This window comes from Chryseobacterium sp. MDT2-18, assembly GCF_030815285.1.
GTDB lineage: Bacteria > Bacteroidota > Bacteroidia > Flavobacteriales > Weeksellaceae > Kaistella > Kaistella salivictor.
In genome coordinates this window covers 18,979-42,474 of record NZ_JAUSWQ010000005.1, presented here as the reverse complement: position 1 = coordinate 42,474, position 23,496 = coordinate 18,979, and the positions used below count along the sequence as shown (strand labels likewise).

At 39.8% G+C, this 23,496-nt stretch carries 13 protein-coding genes; all 13 read left to right on the top strand.

The annotated features are described in order from the left end of the window. Positions 1 to 616: 616 nt before the first annotated feature. The 13 genes from QF004_RS06775 (at position 617) to QF004_RS06715 (ending at position 23,445) form a co-directional block, all read left to right on the top strand. Complete coding sequence (locus QF004_RS06775) at positions 617 to 5,170, top strand: choice-of-anchor D domain-containing protein (protein ID WP_307424256.1); 4,554 nt, start codon at positions 617 to 619, stop codon at positions 5,168 to 5,170. 378 nt (positions 5,171 to 5,548) lie between these two features. Further along, positions 5,549 to 11,170 (top strand): YDG domain-containing protein, encoded by a 5,622-nt coding sequence (locus tag QF004_RS06770; RefSeq protein ID WP_307424253.1) that lies wholly within the window; start codon positions 5,549 to 5,551, stop codon positions 11,168 to 11,170. A gap of 62 nt (positions 11,171 to 11,232) precedes the next feature. Then, positions 11,233 to 11,505 (top strand): hypothetical protein, encoded by a 273-nt coding sequence (locus QF004_RS06765; RefSeq protein ID WP_307424251.1) that lies wholly within the window; start codon positions 11,233 to 11,235, stop codon positions 11,503 to 11,505. Between the two features lie 37 nt (positions 11,506 to 11,542). Next, entirely contained in the window at positions 11,543 to 12,151 is a 609-nt protein-coding gene (locus tag QF004_RS06760; RefSeq protein WP_307424248.1) for a sugar transferase, read from the top strand. Next, positions 12,148 to 12,765, top strand: a complete 618-nt coding sequence (locus QF004_RS06755; RefSeq protein ID WP_307424245.1) for an acetyltransferase — start codon at positions 12,148 to 12,150, stop codon at positions 12,763 to 12,765. The genes QF004_RS06760 and QF004_RS06755 overlap by 4 nt, the downstream gene beginning before the upstream one ends. Continuing rightward, the gene (locus tag QF004_RS06750; RefSeq protein ID WP_307424242.1) at positions 12,758 to 13,888 is read left to right on the top strand and encodes a DegT/DnrJ/EryC1/StrS aminotransferase family protein; all 1,131 of its coding nucleotides are present in this window, start codon (positions 12,758 to 12,760) and stop codon (positions 13,886 to 13,888) included. The genes QF004_RS06755 and QF004_RS06750 overlap by 8 nt, the downstream gene beginning before the upstream one ends. A 441-nt stretch (positions 13,889 to 14,329) precedes the next feature. Continuing rightward, positions 14,330 to 16,270, top strand: a complete 1,941-nt coding sequence (locus tag QF004_RS06745) for a nucleoside-diphosphate sugar epimerase/dehydratase (protein WP_307424239.1) — start codon at positions 14,330 to 14,332, stop codon at positions 16,268 to 16,270. A 45-nt stretch (positions 16,271 to 16,315) separates the two neighbouring features. Further along, positions 16,316 to 17,104 carry a polysaccharide biosynthesis/export family protein gene (locus QF004_RS06740; protein WP_133438733.1) on the top strand — a complete coding sequence of 263 codons (789 nt, stop codon included), beginning with the start codon at positions 16,316 to 16,318 and terminating at the stop codon, positions 17,102 to 17,104. A 16-nt stretch (positions 17,105 to 17,120) separates the two neighbouring features. Then, positions 17,121 to 19,484 carry a polysaccharide biosynthesis tyrosine autokinase gene (locus QF004_RS06735; protein ID WP_307424234.1) on the top strand — a complete coding sequence of 788 codons (2,364 nt, stop codon included), beginning with the start codon at positions 17,121 to 17,123 and terminating at the stop codon, positions 19,482 to 19,484. 11 nt (positions 19,485 to 19,495) lie between these two features. Continuing rightward, positions 19,496 to 19,837, top strand: coding sequence for a phosphomannose isomerase type II C-terminal cupin domain (locus tag QF004_RS06730; protein WP_133438731.1), 342 nt, complete (start codon positions 19,496 to 19,498; stop codon positions 19,835 to 19,837). Positions 19,838 to 20,281: 444 nt separating this feature from the next. Beyond that, on the top strand, positions 20,282 to 21,244 hold the full coding sequence (locus tag QF004_RS06725; protein WP_133438730.1) for an oligosaccharide flippase family protein: 963 nt from the start codon (positions 20,282 to 20,284) through the stop codon (positions 21,242 to 21,244). 1 nt (position 21,245) lies between these two features. Continuing rightward, positions 21,246 to 22,364, top strand: a complete 1,119-nt coding sequence (locus tag QF004_RS06720) for an EpsG family protein (RefSeq protein WP_307424229.1) — start codon at positions 21,246 to 21,248, stop codon at positions 22,362 to 22,364. A gap of 4 nt (positions 22,365 to 22,368) precedes the next feature. Beyond that, positions 22,369 to 23,445, top strand: a complete 1,077-nt coding sequence (locus QF004_RS06715) for a hypothetical protein (protein WP_307424226.1) — start codon at positions 22,369 to 22,371, stop codon at positions 23,443 to 23,445. Positions 23,446 to 23,496 lie beyond the last annotated feature (51 nt).

Sequence of the window (23,496 nt, the reverse complement as noted above, 5' to 3'; positions counted from 1 at the left end):
GAGCAGAAGTTTTATTTTAATAAGTTTGTCAAAAGGCGGTAAAAGTTGGCGCGGATTATTTTTTAACGACACAGTCACAAAGTTGTGTTGAGTTTTTTAAGCTGCAGAAAAGTAAATAAAGATCTCTCCGTGGTAATTTCCGAAGAAAATCTTAATCTCTCTTCATTTCTTAATGTTGAAAAATAAGTGGACATTCCAGCTTTTTTTAAATCGAAAAAGTAGCAAAAGTTTTATTTTAATAAGTTTTTCAAAAGGCGGCAAAAGTTGATGGGGATTATTTTTTAACTGCACAGTCACAAAGTTATACAGTTGTGTTGACGTTTTTAAGCTGCAAAAAAGTTCATGAAGATTTGTGCACGGTAATTTCCGAAGAAAATCTTAATTTCTCTTCATTTCTTAATGTTGAAAAATAAGCGGGCATTCCAGTTTTTTAGACCGTGAAAGAAGCTTGGCTTAACTAAAAGCACTGGCAACATCGTTTTTTGACTTTCTGGTTTTTAAAATAAATTTAAAACAGACTCTGATTATGGTGGTTACACCTCCCATAATTTCCCTAAAACCAATTAGAAAATAAATAGTTTTTTCAGGTAAATTTGGTATTGAAAACCAAATGATTATGAAGATAAACTTACTTTTTAAAAGAGGATTGTTGATAATATTGATGCTGATTTATGCGCAGGGATTTAGCCAATTATTTACGCAGGATTTTAATTCATCGACCAATCTTAGCAGTTATGTAAATGCAACAGCACCGACCAATGGGCAGTTCAATTCCATTGGTACTTCCGGGTCGGGAGTCGTTGTTTCCATTAATGCAAATCAGTTACGGTTTTCAAGAACTAACGCAAATGCAGGATCTTATTCCAGAACCACCGATTTTTCTCCCGTCCCGACCAGTTTGATTTATAAATTTGATATTACAGTTTCCGGGAATTCAACAGCGACAACAAGTGCTGCCGAATGGCAGGTGGGTTCAGGATTTGGCACAGCAAATAGTGCAGAAGCAAATTCAAAAACATACGCCAGAATAGGATTAAACTTGGGTGCTCTTCCAGGCGAATTTTCATTAAGAAATATTGGAGTAAGCAATTCTGCTACATTTTCCGGTCCCCAAACCGTAATATGGTACATCAATAATTCCGGAGCAACGCTAAGTTACTTGGCACCTAATGGTACTGTTCAAAATGTTTCAAATGATACTTTTGACGTCTGGGTTGGAAATGTGCAGGTGTTCGATGATCTTGCAGCTACTACCGCCACGGTGGATTTAAAAAACATTAAATTTATATTCAGCGGTGGTACAGGAACCATTGATCTGGATAATATTTCGGTTGATCCTTTTCCAACCACTAACCCAACCATCGCCACCGGAGGAGTTGCTTCCCTGTCGGGATTTGTCTATAATGAAGGAGTGGGTCCTGCTATATCGCAGTATTTTACTTTGTCTGCGAGCAATCTCGCGCCTGTCTTGGGATCAGTGACCGTGGCTCCACCTTCAGATTATGAAATTTCGACTGATAACATTACATTTACTTCCTCCTCTTTATTAGTATCCTATACTGTTGGCTCCATTCCTCAAAGTCCGCCTACGAGAATTTATGTCAGGCTTAAAGCTGGCCTGCCTGCAAATACTTATAATAATCAAAACATTACCCTTTCTGGGGGTAGTGCCCCGGTGGTACATGTTACCTGCAATGGAACGGTGCTTAAACCATCCATTGCTTTGGGAACACTTTCTTCCACAGCAATGATTTATCCGGTGGGAAGCGGCCCTTCTCCTTCCGCCAATGCTACCGTGGCGGGAACGAACCTGAATGGGAATGTGCTTATTGTCCCGGATGATCCGTCAAAATGGGAAGTTTCTACCAACAATACCTCGTGGGGTTCCTCTGCGGCGTATATTCCGTCGGGTGAAACGCTTGCCGCATCGGCGAACCGAATTTATACGAGGTTAAAAGCTGGTCTTCCGGTGGGGAATTATACAGGGAGTCTCATCGCGGGTTCTCCCAATGCCCTCACGAAAACAATTGCAATAAATGGAATGGTAACCCAGCCGCTGATTCAAATTAACCAGCTTTCTCAGGATTTAATTCTGACCGGTTTTTCTTATGATTTCGCACAGGGACCTTCTCCCACGCAAAGTTTCCGCGTCGATGGTTCAAATCTGGCCGCAGATATTACAGCAACGGTCTCTGAAAACTGGGAGATTTCTTCTAATCTTTCCTATGACGACACCAATTCTTTTCCTTTTACAACGGTTGTTTTCGCCAAAACCGCGGGAGGTGGAGCTACCAACAAAACCCTCCATGTCCGTTTGAAAAATGGTTTAGCGGCAGATTTTTATTCGGGTACACTCACGCTCACTTCAGCCAACGCCATCACCCGAACCGTCACCCTGTCGGGGGAAGTGCTGCAAGGAAAAGCGGATATGAAAGTGTTGGGTGGTACCGCAACTATTAATGATGGAAGCACCGTTCCTTCCAGTTTAAACAGAACACTTTTTGCGACCCAAAATATCGGGGACTCTCAAATTAAAAGCTATACGATCACCAACAGAGGAGGTGCCGGTTTAATACTGGGAGAAATAATAATAAGCGGAACAGACGCTTTAGATTTCTCCATTGTAAATTTTCCGGTGCCAGGTACCCAATTATTGCAGGGTCAAAATGCAATATTTGAAGTGAGATTTGCACCTACCACTGCAGGTTTAAAAACGGCAACGGTTGAAATCAGTAACAATGATCCCGATAAAAATCCCTACGATTTTGTCATTAAAGGGAATGCGGTATTTTGTGGCGCTGCCGGTACTTTGGTCATTGCGCAGCAAGGTTTCGAAGAAATACCCGCCTTTTCAGAACTTACTTATACGGTTTCACACAACACTGATATGTACGGTTTGCAAACAGGGTTTTCTATGGGAAAAAGTGCAAGTGGAGATAAACCGGCAGGTAATAATTTGTATGCAGATGGTGTGCGTGGTTTCCGCATTCAGGGTGGCAGCGAGCCTAACGGTACTTTAATGCCGCTGGTTTTGGAATTTGATGCGGTGGACACCTCTATTTACTCTGCTATTGATCTTTCTTTTAAAGTGGCAGCCTTTTCTCTTGGGGGTCAGGATAATGGGATGGATAACTTCGACGCAACGGGTGCGGTAACAACTGATAACGCAAAGAAAATGGATTATGTGCTGGTCGAAATCAGTCCCGATGGTGGGATAACCTGGTACAAACAGGTGAAGATTGTTTCGGGTGAAGCTCAGGCAATCTGGGGCTTTAATACCAACAGCGCAATTATCGGACAAAGGGATTATAGAGCGAACAATAATTTAACCTATTTTAATGCCACCACGGCTATACCCTATAATCGAATAGTCATTCAAAATATTCCCGCCGTGCCCAGTCTCAAAATAAGAATTTCTGCGCAGGACAATGCTGAAAGAGAATCCTGGATCTTAGATGATATCAGACTGGAAAGTACCGGAATTGTTCCTAAAGTCTGGAATGGCACTACCTGGTTTCCTTCTGTGCCGATAAAGTCGGATAAAGTCATCATCAATAAGGATTACAATACCGGTACTCATGGAAGTTTAAAAGTGTGTCAGTGCGAGATTAACAATGCAACGCTAACGGTTTCCGGAAATACCACCATTATCGTTTCGGATCAACTCATTAATAATGGAAACATTATCGTAGAAAATGATGCTTCCTTCATGCAAGTGCACGAACTCAATACCAACTCAGGAACGGGTACCTTTAGCGTCAAACGGAATTCTAATTTAAAACGTCTGGATTATACCTATTGGGCAAGTCCGGTACGGGGTCAGAATTTAAAAGCCTTTTCTCCCGGCACTTTGAACACCCGGTTTTATACCTATAATGAAGGCAATGACTTATTTGAAGTCATTCCCCCTGATGCCAATATTTTTGGAAACAATAATAACGGAGTTTATGAAAGTGCAGCCAAAGGCTATGCGATTCGGGCAAATAATAATTATCCTGCTGAATCCCCGCCTAATCCGGCTCCTATGCAGGTGTTTACCGGTGTTTTTAAAGGGAGTCCAAATAACGGTGAAATTACCTTTCCTTTAAAGTATCATTCTCCAGCCGCTCCTGCGAGTACGGGTGACGGCTATAACCTCGTGGGTAATCCTTATCCTTCTAATCTTGATTTCTACCGACTGGCAGACCATAACAGATCGACCATTCAGAAAACCGCTTATTTCTGGACGAACCTGAATCCAAATCCTGTCATGCAGGGCAGTAATTATCCGAACGGCGGGTATTATAACAATTATGCGGTTCTTAATGGTACAGGTGGAATTCCCGCAACTTTAGGCGAACATGTTTCAGTAAAAAGCGCAACACCAACCCGCATTATCAAAGTGGGACAGGGCTTTTTAGTAAAAGCCAAACAGGCGGGAACACTCACCTTTAAAAATGCGGTGCGCACGGAGGATACCAATTCTGTGTTTTTTAACAGAGGAAAAAATGAAGAAACTGAAATTCTGCCTGATCGCTTTTGGCTGCATTTAACAACACCAATGGGCGTAGTAACTACGGCTTTGATTGGGTACCTTGAAGAAGCAGCCAATGAATTTGATGAGGACTTTGATGCGAATCTGTTAGGTTTGGGAGCAGACGCTCTTTTTACAAAATTAGGAGACCACCGGCTCGGGATTCAGGGAAGAGCAGCGCCATTGAATAGCAATGATATCATATACTTGGGTACCAATCATTATGAAGCCGGAAATCATACCTTGGCTGTTGGAGCGAAAGAAGGCATCTTTGCTGACGGAAAGGATATCTACTTAAAAGACAAACAAGCGGGAATCATCACCAACTTAAGTGCAGGTGATTACACTTTTGAAACTAACGCAGGAGAAAGCAATGGTAGATTCGAAATTATTTACCAACCGGAAACGGTTTTGGCAACGGATACTAAAGCGAAAGAAGGTATCGTGGTTTACCGCGATCAGGATGCCTTTGTAATTAAATCCCCAAAAACAATGACGATGATTCAGGTGTATGATGTTTCCGGAAAACTCATCACCGTCTTGAAACCCAATAACAAGAAGGAAATCTTAGATTCATCAGGAATCACCAATGGAGTGTATGTAGTGAAAATTACCACCACCGACGGTGAAGTAACGAACAGAAAAATAATCAGATAAACTTTAAACTAAAATCCTCTTCGGAGGATTTTTTGTTTCACATAGTCATTGCGAAGTGGTAACCATCCTTTTCACCTAACAACTCTCTATCAAACCGCTGAAGGGGTCTCACCCAAGCTCTGTAATACCCAAATTACTACCTCCTTCCTCCTCGAGATGACGAGAGCCTTCGGTTGTACTCAATCACCACTGAGTTTTGTTTTTAATCCCAGAAATATCCATTTTTAAATAAATCGGTTGCTGACTGAAACGATATTTTTAAATTATCAATACTACACCATTGCTGGTTTGTTATTTGGGTAATTTTAATAAAATTTAATAATAATTATGTTTTTGATAAGTAAAATACTGTAATTTTGCTTCCTCAAATGTCGGAAAATGAAAAAAAAATTACTTACTATTGGTTTTTTAGCCCTATTAAAAGGAACTTCCCATCCTCTGTGCCACTCTTTTTTAAAACAACTTTTCGTTGCTTTTTTGCTTTTAAGCTCGATCGGGGTTTGGGGGCAGGGAACTTTAGGTACTCCTGTTTTCTCTGAAAATTTCGGAACATTAGCGGATGCTACAGCATTGACCACAGCTAATACTAATTTTAGTTTTGTAAGAGTGGGGATTTCCACAACAGTTAATTCTCTGACTAATAAGATTGTTGCTAAAAATCCATCATCATTTACCCAAAGTTCAGGAGTTATATCCGCAAAAGGAGCTTCTATTTCAACAGTGGATAAAACTGGCTTAACGTCATTTAACAAAGGAGTCTTTACTTTTAAAGTAAAAACGCCGTCAGATCTTTCTACCTCTGGTGCTGCTTTAATAAGTGCTGTAGGAACGGGAGTTTCGTTTGGAACTGCAAACGGATTTACAGGAGCACAATTATCTGCTGCATTTCAAATTAATGGAACGGATTTACAGATAAGAGCAGCGGGAGTATGGACGAGCGTACAAACAGTAGCAGTTTCTACTAATTATACTGTAACTATTGTTTTCAATAACACGACAGGAAGTTTACCTTATGGTAACGGTGAGACTTTACCTGCCAATAAAGTACATATTTGGATTGATGGTATTAAAAAAGGTGAGTACACGAGTGCAACAGCTAGTTTGGCCGCCGCCGCTTTTAGAATATATACAACAACAGCAGAGTTTGAGGTTGACGATATTGGTGTTTATGATACTCTTCCAACTTCTTCTGGCTTCAAGGTAACATATAATGGAAACGGAAATACTACAGGATCAGCTCCAACCGATGCTGCCAACTATGCATCAGGAGCTACAGTTACCGTATTAGGAAATACAGGGTCTTTAACAAAAACTGGTTATACTTTTGGAGGTTGGAATACACTTGCTGATGGTACTGGAACTAATTATACCGCAGGATTTGGTACTTTTTCAATTACTGCAAATACCTCTTTATATGCCAAGTGGAACATTAACAAATACAACGTTTCTTATTCTGGAAACGGAAATGAAGGCGGTTTTGCACCTGCTACGCAAAATGGTGATTATAATACAGGCATTAACTTGGCAAGTAATTCTGGTGGTTTAACCAAATTGGGTTTTACCTTTAATGGTTGGAACACCAATGCAGCAGGAACAGGAACTCATTTTAATGCAAATACAACTTATACGATACCCGCATCGGATACGCCATTGTATGCAGAATGGGTTTCTAATGCTCCAAGTTTAAGCTATACAGGAACTTTGTCTGCTTTATCCACAGTTTATGGTACTGCGTCTGGAAATACATTCATTTCTATTAGCGGAACTAATCTTACTGCTGCTGTAACAGTGAATGCACCAGCAGGTTTTGAAATTTCAACTTCTTCAGGTTCGGGATTTGGGACCAGTTTAAGTTTACCAGTTACAGCGGGAACTTTGGCTGCAACTACCATCTACATTCGTTTGGCGGCAACAACTGCTGTGGGAACAACATATAACGGAAATGTTTCTGCAACTAGTAACGCAACTACTGCGAATGCACCTATTCCCAATTCTACAGTAACTACTAAAGCTTTAACCATTACCGGACTAATTGCTACTTCAACAAAAATATATGATGGAAACACTTCTGTGAGCGTAACAGGAACACCTGCTTATTCCGGTTTGGTAAATAGTGAAACTTTCTCGGTTTCAGGATCTGTAAGTTGGGCATATCCGGATGCAAATGTAGGGACTGGAAAAACACTTACAAGGACTGGAAGCTACAGCGCACCATCTACAAATTATACGGTAACCCAACCGGCATTATCAGCTGATGTTACAGCTAAACCATTAACGATTTCTTCGCCATCCATTGCATCAAAAGTGTATGATGGTTCAGCAACAACTGGAGCAATAACTGCCGGAGCTTTATCTGGATTGGTAGGAAGCGAAACATTAACGGTATCAGCAACTGGAACTTATGCAGATGCCAATGCAGGAACAGGAAAACCAGCAACGGTTGTTTATACACTTGGCAATGGAACAAATGGCGGTTTAAAAACCAATTATTCTTTGGCAAACGGAACAGGAACTGGGGATATTACGAAGGCGCCTACAGTAATTACCCCTTCAACAATAAATGTAGGTCCGGGCGCAGCTTATACTTTGCCGGGAACCGCATTTACTACTAACAATCCAGACGGAGTGATCACTTATTCAATGACCGATAATGCCGCAGCAACTCTTACTGGTGGAAATACGATCAATGGTATCGCAGTTGGAACAAATGCTTTAATGGTAAATCAAGCAGCGGGTACGAATTATCTTGCAGCGAGTAAAACCGTGACGGTGAATGTGAATACAGTTGTATACAACGACGGAGATTATAGAACTCTTACCTCAGGTAATTGGCCAGGTTCAACTGGAGCAGCAACATGGGAACGCTATGATGGTTCTACCACAACTTGGATACAAAATTCTACTCCTTTATCTAGTGCAGTTGGAAACTTATACATACTTCATACTATAAAATCTAATGGTTCTTTTGCGCCAGCATCAGGTACCAAAATTATTGTAGAAAACGGTGGTATATTTACAGATAACCATTCTTCTACATTATCTTTAATTCGTGTGAAAAATGGAGGGACATTTGAGGTAGGAGCTACTGGTGTTACATTGGTAACAACAGGTGTAAAACTTATTGAATCTGGTGGAACTTTACTAATAAATGCTGCCTTAACAAATACATCCACTTTTTGGAAGGGTTCTGAAAACTTTCAAGAAGGTTCTATCGTAGATTTTAGGAATTATTCAGGAACTTTATTAGATAATCCTTCTCAAATTAGTAATAATACGGATAATTATTTATTTGGCAATTTAAAATTCTCAGGCACTACTGCCATTACCTTAATAGGGACAAATTCAGCATCTGATTTTAACCTCATAGAAAATAATATGGAGGTGAACAGTTCCACGAATAATATTTTATTATTGTCTGCAAGTTCTAAAAATGTTTTAATTAACGGCAATATTATCGTCAACGCAGGTACTTTGAGAAGTATGACCTCTTTATCGTCAATTACCGTAAATGGAAATTTAGAAATCAATGGAGGAACTGTAGATGTAGGACCCACCAGTAATGGAGCTATTGTTTTTAGTATGAAACTAAAGGGTGATTTGAAAATGCTTAATGCATCTGTATTAAAAACAACTGATCCGGATAGTGAATTGCAATTTGTAGGAGGAGGAAATAGTTCCCCACAATTTATTGATGTAGCAAATACTTGTGATGTCAATACTCTTAAGCTAAATGTCACTGCCGGTGCTTCTACAAAAATACTAGATCAAGGTTTATCTTTAGGTAAGAACAGTTCAGTTAGTATATCTAGCGGTGGAACTTTAGATTTCGGTTTCAATGGCGCTACCGCTTTAAATATTTTGAAATCAAGTGGAGCAACCGGGACTGTTTTCACCGCTCAACCAGGAAGCATATTAAAAATTACTTCACCGGATGGTATTACGACAAATGCAACTCTTTCTGTAGGAAACGTTCAAACGGACACCAGATCTTTTGCTACCGGATCAGATTATTACTTCATCGGCAACGCAGCCCAATCAACCGGTAATGCACTTCCTACAGATGTGAGAAACCTGATTATCAACAATAGTTCGAACACTAACGAAGTGACCCTTAACAATGCTTCTCTCAATGTTAACGCAAGTTTAGATGTACAGAAAGGAATTTTCAACCTTAATGATAAAGCAACTACAGGTACAAGTTCTGCAACGCTTGCTATAGAAGGTGGTGCTGCTTTGAAAATTACGGGTACAAAAACCTTCCCATTAGGATTTAATACAATTGCTTTCAAACCTACTTCTATCGTGGAATATGGTGGAGCAACGCAAAGTATGGCACATACGGGGGTAACAGGGTATACCAATCTCCCTCCTTACCAAACTTTAAAAGTTTCCGGAACCGGAATTAAAACAACTGCAGGAATTACAACCGTAAAGGAGAAAACCTATGTTAGTGCAGGTGAATTATTGGTTGCTGCGACAGTGGATTCCGCACTTCCAAACGTGTTTGTAGCTTCTGAGGGGCTAGAGGTCTCAACCGGCGCGAATTTCAGATTGGCTAATAATGCGAATTTAATGCAAAATGAAAATGCTGCAAACGCCGGTAGTATCATCACAGAGCGTAATGCCCATATCAAAAGATTGGATTATGTGTATTGGTCGTCTCCCGTAGCAGATCAAAATCTAAAAGCATTCTCGCCGGGAACAATCAATACAAGATTTTACACCTATAATGAATGGGATGATCAATTTACGTCGGTTTTTACCGGTACAAATGATCCGGCGACGGTAACACGGGTTTTTGAGTCAGCAAAAGGATATGCAATCCGTGCGTTTAATACGCAGCCTACACCCTCAGTTGATTGGCTTGGTAGATTTGTTGGAAAACCACATAATGCGGATATGCCAGCAGTGAGTATTGCTTATTCCGGTGCAGAGCACGGTTATAATCTGGTAGGGAATCCTTATCCTTCTAACATTGATTTTGATAAATTGGTGGATAAGGATTTGAATACTTCAAACGGTAATACCATTTATCACCTGGCTTATTTTTGGACCAATACCAATCCCAATGGTGCAATGCAGGGCAGTGGTTATCCGAAAGATGGTTTGATTAATAACTACGCCATCTACAACGGTACCGGTGGAACTCCCGCAACAGGTCCGGCGACGAACGCGACACCGGAAAATCCTTCTCCGACCCTATCGTCACCAACTCCAAACGGTACTATCAAAATAGGTCAAGGTTTTATTGTCAAAGCAAAAAAGGCCGGGACTTTACAGTTTAAAAATAATGTAAGAGAGCCGGCTGTTTCTTATTTCTTTGATAAGTCAAATCCTGTTGATCGGTTTTGGTTAAATCTAACCACGCCCTTACAGGTACAAACGACCACTCTAATCGGTTACAAGGAGGCTGCAACTGATGGTTTTGAACTTGATTATGACGCACCATTAATAGTGGTCGGTTCCGATGCTTTATTTTCTGAATTAAATGTGCGAAAACTTGCTATTCAAGGTAGGAAAGCGCCATTGGATATTGCTGATGTAGTTTCGTTGGGAACCAGTCATTATGAAGCAGGAAATTATACCTTGTCCCTTGGAGGGAAAGAAGGTATCTTCGCCAACGGACAAAACATCTACCTGAAAGACAAGCAGGCCAGTACGATCACCAATCTTTCGGAACGAGCTTACTCTTTCTCCGCAAATGCTGGGATTACTGAAGGCAGGTTTGAAATCGTTTATAAAAATGACCTTGTTTTAGCTGCAGGATCCACCAAAAATGATCAACTGATGGTCTATCGTGATGGAAATGATTTTATCATCCAGTCAACTGATAAGAAAATTAACTGGGTAGAATTATATGATTTGTCCGGAAAATTAATTCATAAAGTACAATCTAATAATACAAAGGTCGTTATCGGCAGCAGTTTGATTAGCAATGGTGTTTATGTTTTGAAAATTGATAGAAACGGAGACTTTCATACCAAAAAAATAATTAAATAAACAAATATTTGATTACAATGCGATATTATTAAATTTTCATTTATATATTTGCTAAAACTTAAATGATGAAGAAGTTTGCGGTTCTACTTTTACTGATGATTGGGTATTTTGTTCAGGCACAGCAAGAGAGTAATCCTTTTTTGGAAAGTGAGAAAACCACTGAGAGCACTGGTCAGGGCTCTACGGCTGAAGATCCTCCGACGCTTCCAGGAAATCCGGGTGGTGAAGATGATTTGCCCATCGATGATTACCTACCCGCCCTAGCCATTACCGCCGTAGGCATCATTGTTTATACCGTACGCAAGAAAAAAAACTACTTAACCAATAACCCATAAAAGTGTTAACGAAAATTGACGCTTTAGCACCCTTTACATGTATCGAAATGTTCTAAAACCAATTTTGGACCGCTCTATTGCCAGTTGCGCATTACTGGTAGTGAGCCCTTTATTTATCGTAATAACCGTTGTGTTATTCTTTAACAATAAAGGAAGTGCATTTTTTGTGCAGAAAAGACCGGGTAAAAACGGCGCTATTTTTAACATCATCAAATTCAAAACCATGAATGATAAGGTGTGCGAAAACGGTATTTTGCTCTCCGATTATGAGCGTTTAACCTTCATCGGAAAAGCGATACGGAAAACATCGTTGGATGAGCTCCCGCAATTAATCAATGTTCTGAAAGGCGAAATGAGTCTGATAGGACCCAGACCGCTCTTACCTGAATATCTGCATCTGTATAATGAAGAACAGAAAAGGAGGCACGATGTCAAACCCGGGATAACCGGTTGGGCACAGGTTAACGGCCGCAACGCATTGTCATGGGACGAAAAATTCAGGTTTGATGTAGAATACGTAGATAAAATATCTCCGGGGCTCGATGCGCAGATCGTTTGGATTACCCTGTCAAAAGTAGTGAGAAGACATGGCGTCAATGTGAATAATTATATGACTATGGACGCTTTTAAAGGAAACGCAGCATGATTTTATACGGTGCCAGAGGACAGGCAAAAGTTATTTATGACCTTATTCTTTCGAATAATCAACTGTTAGAATATCTGGTGGATGATCATCCGCCTGATCATTTTTCGCATCATCTCGAAATTTTTAAACCCACCCAGGCGCTGCTTCAAAATAAAGAGGTCATCATCGCGATAGGTGATAACAAAGTGAGAGAGGCAATTTATCATCAGATAAAAGAGTGGTGCCGGTTTGAAATTATGCAGCATTACAGTGCTTATGTTTCGCGGTTTACGGAAGTGGGAGAAGGTACGGTGATTATGCCCAATGTCTGCATCAATGCCGAAGTGAAGATTGGTAAACACTGTATCATCAATACCGCGAGTGTTATCGAACATGAATGTGTGATTGAAGACTTCGTGCATATTTCGCCTAAAGCCGCTCTGGCGGGCAATATTCTCATTAAAAAAGGAGCGCATGTCGGTCTGGGAGCTAATATTATTCAAGGCATTACCATTGGAAAAAATGCCGTTATCGGTGCTGGTGCTGTCGTGCTGCAGGATGTTCCCGATTATGCAGTAGTGGTAGGAAATCCCGGAAGAATTGTTAGATTTGTTGGAGCAGAAAATAATGGATAAAAAAATATGGCTTTCTTCACCGCACATGGGTGGAGGCGAGATGAAATATATTCAGCAGGCATTCGATGAAAACTGGATCGCTCCTCTGGGGCCGAATGTCAACGGTCTGGAAAATGATCTGGAAACCTATTTGGGCGAAGGGGTGCATGTCGCGGCCTTGAGCTCCGGTACTGCCGCCCTGCACATGTCCCTTATTTTATTGGGCGTAGAAACAGGTGATTTTGTGATTTGCCAAAGCTTAACCTTTTCAGCGTCTGCCAATCCGATTGTTTACATGGGTGCTCATCCTGTTTTTGTGGACAGCGAAAAAGACACCTGGAACCTTTGTCCCAATGCCGTAGAGGATGCCATTAAATTCGGGATTTCTAAAGGGAAAAAACCCAAAGCCATTATCACCGTCAATTTATACGGAATGCCCTACAAAGCAGAGGAGATCAGTGCGCTGAGCAAGCGGTATGATATCCCGGTTATTGAGGATAGCGCAGAGGCTCTGGGAAGCAGTTATAAAAATCAGAAATGCGGCACTTTCGGAGATCTTTCAGTGATTAGTTTTAATGGCAATAAAATTATTACGACTTCCGTTGGAGGGTGCCTAACGGTAAAAAATAAAGAGTTTAAAGATAAAGCGGTTTTCCTGGCAACCCAAGCCAAAGACAATGCTCCCCATTATGAGCATACGAGTATAGGGTACAATTACCGCATGAGTAATGTATGTGCGGGAATTGGCAGAGGGCAGATGGAGATGCTGGAGGAGCGGATTCAACAGCGGCGCGCCAATCACCGGTTTTATCAGGAGCTGTTTCAGGATCACCCGTCAGTAACTTTGCATACAGAGCCCACCGCAGATTATTTCTCCAACCATTGGCTCAGTGTGGCTTGTCTTTCTCCGGAACTCGGAATTACCAGGGCAGAACTGATGGAGAAATTTACAGAAGAAGAGATAGAAACCCGCCCTATCTGGAAGCCGATGCATCTGCAGCCGGTATTCAAAAATGCGGCTTTTTTTGGTTCTGATTTATCAGAAAAATTATTTAATAACGGGCTGTGTTTGCCATCAGGATCTAATTTGTCCGATTCTGACCGGGCGAGGATAGCCGGCGTTTTTAAAAAGGTTTTGATGTAGCGTTGGTTTAGATTTAAAATTAAAGCAAAAGCCGGAGAAGGGTAAAAGAAAGACCGGTTGTAGAAAAAATATAAATTTGAAGATCGGAAACCACGCACTTAAACGTTGAAAAAATATTAAAATCAGTTAGAGTGAAATTTATACCGGCTCTTAAAGTTTGTTTAGATCTATTTTAAATTGATTTGTCGTAAGGGTTTAAAATATTTGTCTCAAAAAAATAGACGCCTTATTTTTAAAAAGTTAAAGCTTTTCTCAACTCATGCCACCTGTTTTTTAGGTGTTGAAAATAAATATAATATTAAAATTTAGGCATTGCTCTTTGCCACAATCCTGATTGTTGGCATATATTTTGTAAATTTGCAAAAACAACAATGATCCGAAAATGAAATTAAGCAATGCAATCGTACGTTCATTTATTCATTTAATAATCTGGGTAAAAAAATGAGTATTAACAGAAAATTCAACAAGAGAATCTATGGCGGCGATAATTTAATGGGACTTTCCGATTTACGGTATCTGCCGCGTTGGATTATTTTAAGTATCGATATTCTCTTTATCACCTTCTCCATCTATTTTTCCTGTTATCTGATTGAAAAACTGAGCTACGGTTCAAATCCTGTTTTTCCGCATGGGAATATGATGGTGGTAATGATTATTGTAATCAGTGTGATGTTTATGTTCCTGTTCCGGACTTATGCGGGAATTATCCGACATTCTACTTTTATTGACCTTTTCAAATTATTTCTTGCTACTTTCAGTACGACCGCTTTGGTTGCTGTCATAAGTTTTTCATATTATTTAGTAAAGGGAGAGCGCTTAATTTATATGTCGGTGCCATTTCTGGTCATCTTCTGCACCGCATCGTTTATGTTGATGTTCCTGTTCCGGTTGTTTGTAAAAGAGTTTTTTCATTTTATCAGACAGATTCGCAGAAGTACCCTGCGCAAGAGAATCTTGGTGTTGGGTATTACAGAGCAGTCTGTTGCCATGGCACGTGCAGTAATCGATAATCCCAATTTACCTTATCACGTGGTGGGTTTCCTTACGCAGCGGCACGATTCCAGTAGGGCGAGCTTATTGGGTAAGCCTATTTATACTAAAGAAAAAATAGAGCAGAATTCCAAGCAAGATTTAATTTTAGATGGAGTTCTCCTCCTTCAGGAGTTGATGAGCAAGGAAGAAATGAATTACTGGGTAACCCTGTTTCTGGAAAAAGACTTAGAGGTATTCAAAGCTCCTTCTTTACAAAAATTAAAGGAAAACGATCACGAACCGACAATTAAAAAATTACAGATTGAAGATTTGCTGAACCGCAAACCTATTAAGATTGAAAATGAAGAGGTCAGAATGAGGCACTTCGGGAAAACCATATTAATTACCGGCGGTGCAGGGTCGATTGGCAGTGAAATCGTAAGACAGGTTGCTCTTTTTAACCCGGAATTAATCGTTGTGTTGGATCAGGCGGAGACCCCTCTTTATGAGATCGAAATGGAAATGCGAAAAACTTTTCCAATGCTTTCATTTAAATTTGTCCTGGCAGATATTTCAAATAGACACCGTATTGAACCCCTGTTTCGGAAGTATCAGTTTTCCATGGTCTACCATGCCGCGGCTTATAAACACGTTCCCTTGATTGAAGAAAATCCGCACGAAGCCATTTTGGTCAATATACTGGGAACCAAAAATTTGGCGACTTTGGCCTCCCGTCATAAAGTAAACCGTTTTGTCATGGTATCCACCGATAAAGCCGTGAAACCAACTAATGTGATGGGCGCCTCCAAAAGAACAGCCGAACTCTTCGTGCAGGCATTGCAGAAAACCGGGAACAATTCAACCAAATTTATTACGACGCGCTTTGGCAATGTTTTAGGCTCTAACGGTTCGGTAATCCCGCACTTCAAGAAACAAATTGAGAATGGCGGTCCTGTCACCATTACGCATGCGGATATCACCCGCTATTTTATGACCATTCCGGAAGCTTGTGATTTGGTTTTACAGGCAGGAACGATGGGAAAAGGTGGTGAGATCTTCGTCTTTGATATGGGAAAGCCCGTGAAAATAGTCGATTTGGCAGAACGCATGATTAAACTTTCCGGCCTGGAACCTCATGTTGATATCAAAATTATCTATACCGGCTTAAGACCAGGGGAGAAGCTCTACGAAGAACTGCTAAGTGACGATGCCGCCACCATGCCAACCCACCACGAAAAGATACTGATTTCCAAAGACCCTACCATGGGGTACCAAAATATTGACAGCCATTGCAATAATATTGTAAAGGCTGCGTTGAGAAGAGAAAAAATGGAGGTAGTACAGATTTTAAAAGACATCGTCCCCGAATTTAAAAGCAATAATTCGGTCTACGAAGTTTTGGATAAGTGATAGAGAATTGTATATTTGTAATTCTGCATATTTAAATGACTATCAATGAATAAAAATAGAGCGCTCCTTTTTCTCAGTGTATTTCTTATACTAACTTCCTGTAAAACAAAGGAGAAAGCCAGTGAACTGAATTACATGCAAAATGTAGAACAAATGGCCTCCGATGTGGCGTTGAGAAGTTCAACATCTACCATTCAGAAGGGTGATCAGCTTGTGATTTTTGTTTCAGCTAAGAATATGGAGGTCGTAAGACCTTTCAATCAGGGATATTATACAACCCAAAATCCTGCCGCTACAACCGCACCTAATACTGAGAAAATCTATCTGGTCGATTCTGAAGGAACCATCGATTTCCCACTTCTGGGCCGCATTGCGACCGCGGATAAAACCGTGGAGGACGTAAAGGCTGAGTTGACGCAAAGGGTAACAGCTTATGTTAAAAATCCTACTGTGACCGTTCGGCTGATCAATTTTAAAGTCACTGTTTTAGGCGAAGTTGCACGGCCCGGCCAATATACCATTCCTGAAGGACAGACTACTTTGCTTAATGCCATCGGGTTAGCGGGTGATTTGACTATCTACGGAAAGAGAGATGATATCCTGATGGTCAGAAATGAAAACGGTACCATTACCAAGGAACGCATCAATCTTATGGATGCCAATTTTATCAATTCTCCTTTTTTTCAGTTGAAGCAGGGCGATGTCATCTATGTGTCGGCCAATCAGACCAAGGAAAAAATTGCAAGACAGGATCCCAATACAGGTATTTATATCGCTGTTGCCGGTACTATTATAGGGCTGGCTGGGATCTTCATCACCATTTTTAAAAAATAACTTCATAACAGAATAAATGAGTCAGATCCCAAGTGCGGAAGTGGAAGCTTCTACCGATATTAATCTTAATGAAATTATAAAACCCTATATCAACAAATGGTGGTGGTTTATCTTCTCTGTATGTGCTTTTCTGGCATTGGCCATTTTTTATATTAAAATTGCAACACCGGTTTACAGTATTAAGTCTACTGCGCTGATTAAGGATACAAAAAAAACCCCATCCGCCGACATGGGAATGTTGTCTCAACTTGGGGGCTTCGGAAGTGTGGGTACCAATAGCATCGAAAACGAAATTGAAGTTCTGAAATCTAAAAAATTGATGCATGACGTGGTAGCAGATTTAGGTCTGCAGACTTCGGTTATCAACAAAAATGGTCTGCGTACAAAAGAGCTCTATGGTAAAACTTCACCCGTATTGATTCAGTTGATCAGTGAAAAACCCTATGATGAACGCACTATAAAACCGATCATTCTGAAAATTTCCGGGGATAAACTCGAAGTTTCTTCCGAAGAATTTCCGAAAACAATTGTTACAACTTACAAAAAAACCATCAGTCTTCCTTACGCGAATATCATGATTCTTAAAAATCCTGCTTATGAACCGTCTGAAATGGTGGAGTTGGGAGAGCTGCAGATACGTTATTTACCTACTGATGCTACCATAAATTCATTTCAGAAGATGACGAAAGTTGATTTGGTCAACAAAGATGCAACAGTGTTGGAGCTGTCTATTGATTATGCCAATGTTGCAAAAGGGAAACAGGTCATCAATAAACTGGTGGAAGCCTATAACAGTGATGCTATTAACGACAAAAATTCTGAATCCAGAAAAACAAAGGATTTTATCGATGAACGGATTGGTATTATTGCTAGTGAACTTGGCGAAGTGGAGAGTCAGAAAGAACAGTTTAAAGTAGCAAATAAGATCACAGATATTCCTACTGAAGCCTCATTAACACTTGGAAGTTCAGCAACCGCTCGCGCAAGAATTCTTGAGACAGAAACGCAATTGCAGCTGACCAATGATCTGATTTCCTACATGTCGAAATTAGGAAGCAACCAAACTTTGCCCTCCAGCGTAGGGCTGAGCAATCCAACCGCTTCGGCCAACATCAATGCCTACAATCAGTTGATCCTTGAAAAAAACAGTCTGCTCGAAAATGCAACGCCCCAGAATCCTGTGGTAGCTGATCTGAGTAAACAGATTACCGTGTTGCGCTCATCTGTGCTTGATGGTCTGGTGAAAAACAGAGTGGCACTGGAAACTGCCAGAAACCAGATTGGAGGCGAACAGAATGTAATCAATACCAAAATCGCCAAGATCCCTGCGCAGGAAAAACTCTTCCGAAGCATAGAAAGACAGCAGCAGATAAAGGAAAACCTTTACCTCCTGCTCCTGCAGAAAAGAGAAGAAGCCGCCATTTCTTTAGCCATCACGGCACCTAAAGCCAGAATTATCGATACTGCGTACGCATCAGAAAAACCGGTGTCTCCAAAAAAAATGATCGTTTTGGGCGCGAGCCTTTTGCTTGGAATACTGATGCCACTCAGTTATATCTATTTAAGAGAACTCTTTAACAATAAAATCCGTTCTAAACATGATCTTGAAAAACTTTCCCATGCTCCTATCCTGGGTGAATTGCCAAGCGTTGGAAAAGGTCAGAATGAGCTGGTAGAAATGAATGATCTGTCGCCGATGGCAGAAGCTTTCAGGATTTTAATTACCAATATGACTTTCATGTTACCTAGAAAGGAAAAGGGAAAAGTCGTTTTTGTTACCTCAACCATAAAAGGGGAAGGGAAAACTTTTGTTTCTGTGAATCTCGCCTTAACCATAGCGTCGCCGAAAAACAAAGTAATTATCATTGGCTCCGATATCCGGAATCCACAGTTGCAGAGGTATGATCCTGCAAAAAAAGGATCAGACGGTCTTACAGAGTTCCTCTATAATGAGAATGAAAAAATTGAAGATATCATTCATGTTTCCTTATTTAATAAGTACTGTGATATTATCTATTCGGGAAGTATCCCTCCAAATCCTACAGAACTGCTTTCGAACGGTAGGTATGAGATGCTCATCAACGAACTTAAAATATTATATGATTATATCATCATCGATACGGCACCACTGATGTTGGTAACAGATACCCTGATCACTTCTTATTTAGCGGATGCCACCTTATATGTTACGCGCTCCGGTATTACCGAAAAACCATTGATTGAGTTTGCCAACAAGCAGATTGACTCAAAGAAGATTAAAAACGCTGCTTTTGTGCTGAATGATGTGGACAAAGATTATTTCGGCTACGGAAATAAATATGGGTATGGATATAGTGCTCAGGAACAAAGCCTTTGGCAGAAGATAAAAGACAAGTTTTGATCACGTAGATTATGGAACACGATAAAAGACCTTGGGGAGAATATTGGGTGATTGAAGTTGCGGAAACACATAAAGTAAAAAGGATAAAGGTGAATCCGGGTGGAAGACTTTCTTTGCAGTATCATTTTAAAAGAGCCGAGGTTTGGACGGTAGTTTCAGGGGTAGGGACCATCACCATTAATGACAGCATAAGAGACTATACCGTAGGGGAGGTAGCACAGATCCCGCAGGGAGCGCACCACCGGATGGAGAACAGAACTTCCGAACCTGTTGTATTTATTGAAGTGCAATATGGTACCTATTTTGGGGAAGATGATATTGTGCGCATAGAAGATGATTACAACAGGAAATAAAAAAATATATCCTGACCTGGATAATAGGGCAACCCTTTTTTTTAAAAAAAATATTCTTTCGTTAGAACTGAAATAGAAATATTATCAGAAGTTTAGAATTACCTTGTATAAGAGTTGCAGTCAATTTCTTGATAAGGTTATGATAATAATTGTGGCCATATTGTGAGATTGATTAAAGAAAAACTGACCTTTTTAAAAAACAGAGAAAGAAATTACTTAATTTTTTTTCAGTTTTTTAATGCCTTTCTTTCAATTATTTTTGGCAAACTTGTAGCATTGCATGTAACTCCCGAAGCATTTGGAACATTTAATATTCAGAATGCAGCATATTTTTTTGTGTTTAGCTTGCTTCTGCAACCCTTTCTTCAGTATATTAAATCTAACTTTCAACATCTGAAAAATTTAGGTGCTTTCAGCCACCTCCTTAGGTTTTATATCCTGTTTGTGACAGTAAGTAGCATTCTGATTGTGATGATTTTCCGGCTTTATTTTAACGAACATTTTTGGATCATTCTTTTTGTTGTTACTACGCTGATTCTCAATTCCATCTTTATGCTCATGAATGACTATTTTTCCCTTAGGGGCGAATTCAGGAAGATTTCTGGGCTTAATCTGTTTAAAAACGCTCTGCCTATTATATTTCTGATGGTATTTGTGTTTGTCATTGGCTTTATGCCTTCGGACGGTTATGTGTTGCTTTGGTGGGCCCAAATTGTGGGTTTTTTTGCCGCATTATACTATGTACTGAAATGGTACAGATTAGGGATTGCTGATATACCGGCCATTGGAGGTCGTAAGTTATTAACGGAGATTTTTATCTACATGGGACCACTGATGATTCTGTCTTTCTGGAACTGGATCAACAGTTATGCAGATCGTTTTATCATTGAAAAATTGTTAGATCTGAAAACAGTTGGTATTTATAACGCTAATGTTGGGCTTGGCTCAAAAGTTTTTCTCATGATCGGTCCGCTATTCCTTACGTTGCTGACTCCAGTGGTATTTAATCCGAGTATATCATTGAAAGATCGAAAGACACAGATTGACCGGTATCTTAAAATTTATATTGTCCTTATTCTAAGCGCAGGAGTTTTTATATACTTTTTTGAGAAACCTATTGGGATGCTGTTTTTATCCAAGGCTTATGAGGATGGTTTTTTTCTGATTTTTTGGAGTTGTATTTCCTACGGAATCATCACCGCAGGTTATTTTTTAGAGATGATTTTTTATGCAGAGAACAAAACCAAAATCATACTTTTTGCCAATATTATTTCTGCAGTTGCAGTAGTTTCAATCAATGTATTTTTCTTGCCTCTATATGGTCTTCCAGTGGCGGCATTTGCTTTATTCGCGGCTTCTATGATTAAAATTATATATTTACGCTTCATTTTTTCCCTAGCTTCCTAAAATGGTTTTATATTACAGTTTATTTTTGTTTTTCTTTTTCTTAAGTTTTTTCGATATCGAAAAAGTGAAAACCGAGGTGAAAACTACGGTCTACTATTTTGGCGTGTGTCTGCTGATTTTACTCAGCGGCTTCCGCTGGAAAACTGGAACAGACTGGGGTCTATATTACTATTACTTTACCATGTATGACCGTTTCGGCGAGTTTAATAACGGTCAATTTGAGATTCTTTATGCCACCTATACTTATCTTATAAAAAGTTTTACCGATTCATATTCGGTCTTTCTTATGATTTCGGCAACGATTATAATTGGAATAAAAGCGATAATGATTAAAAAGTTAGAGCCATTTTTTATGGTGTCGCTTTTTGCTTACTATTCCCTGTTCATTGGTGACTTATTTGCCGTACGGCAAAGTTTGGCGATCTCAATTTCATTGTTCAGCTTTTATTATATTATTAAGCAGAAAAAACTTTTTTTCCTGATTTCGGTGATTGTTGCAACGCTTGTACATAATTCTGCGGTGGTGCTTTTTCTGGCATATCCCCTGTTTTATGTAAAGATTAATAACAAAACGACCGTTGTTATCATTGTGTTGTCCCTGTTTCTGGGTGTTTCGGGGGTGATGAATCTACTGCTAAGTAAATTTCAGTTTTTAATCGAAGGTTTTGGTGGCGCGGATTCAGAGAGAATTGCCGGCAAATTGGATGCCTATACTACTGAAGTTTCAGCATCAAAGATCGACAGCAATGTTGCTTTTCTCATCAGTGCATTGAGAAGGATCATTATTTTGCCAATTATTCTTTATTTTAGAAAGGATGTACAAAGTGCAGTATATGACGGTTACATTAATCTTTTTACATTCAGCAATGTAATTTTTTTCACTTTGTCACAAGTATCCATTGTGTTTGTAAGGTTTACTTCTTATTTTACAGTGATCGAGATTTTAATTATTGCCATGGTACTCCGTATTCAAAAAGATAAGAGAAAGCAGTTCCTGTTGTTTGTCTTTTTTGCCATTTATATGGGCTTCAGGATTTTTGTGTCGCTGAATACCTACCTGGATCTGTATGATCCTTATTACTGGATTTTCGATAAATATATTCCCAGAATACCTTATTAGAAAAATGGTTAGATTAATAGAAACCCAAATGCAGGGCGAGGGTCACCTGATGATCAATCTTGCAATGATTAAACATTTCGCATCCGGCCAGGATTTTGTGTATGTAGGTGAAAGGTCACAGATATCAGCGCTGAACAGAAGAATTGCCATTAAAAACAGGAATTACATCAAGGTTCAGCATTTTGCTAAAAAATGGCAGCTTCCGTTTTATGTGATATATCATTTCTTTATTATTTTGAAACAGCTCATCGCGTCCCGGTCCGAAGACAAAATTGTTTTTACGAGTTTATTCCCGGTGACGCACTTTTTAGTCAAACGGTTCTTTTTTCTATCATCCGCTGAAAAATATATCGTACTGCATGGTGAACTGAAACAGATAGAAGTTTACTCCAATGCTCTGTTAAAGGTTTTGGGGAAATTTTTAAAGCAGGCACTGCTTCACAAAGTGCAGCATCTAAAATATGTGGTGCTTGGTGAGAATATCAAGGAAACGGTAGTGTCAAAAAACTGGCTTCAGCCTGAGGAAATGGTATGTGTTGAGCATCCTTATGATTTTAAAGATGTTTTGGAAAAAGTAAAAGATCCGCAACATATCCGACTGGCGGTCCTCGGTTCTGCATCCTTCAATAAAGGCACCCATCATTTTATTGAACTGGCCCGGGAAAACAGGAATCCAAAACTCAGATTTGAGATTATTGGTGCACTTGCTGATCCTAAGCTGGAACCACTCTTGCATGATCAAATCAAATATTTCAAAGAACGTTTTGTCTCTTCCTCTGACTATAACCTTGCGCTTTCACGCACCGATGCAGCCGCTTTTTTTCTGGACGAAAAAGAATACGCCTATACCGCAAGCGCCGCTTTCTTGGATGCCGTAAAATACAAAATTCCCGTTCTGGCAGTAACCAACAGCTATTTTAGAAATTATTTCAAAAAGTACGGTGATGTGGGCCTTCTGTTTGATGATTATATAAGTTTAAAAGAATTTCTCCTGAACCGAGATTTGGAGTCTCTCATCGCGGAGAAAAATGAAATCTGGCAAAGTAATTTTGAGAAGATCATCGCTCAAAACAGTATTTGAAAGCTTAGTTTTACAGTTGTATTTTAATTTCTTTGGCGTCCTATCTGCAAA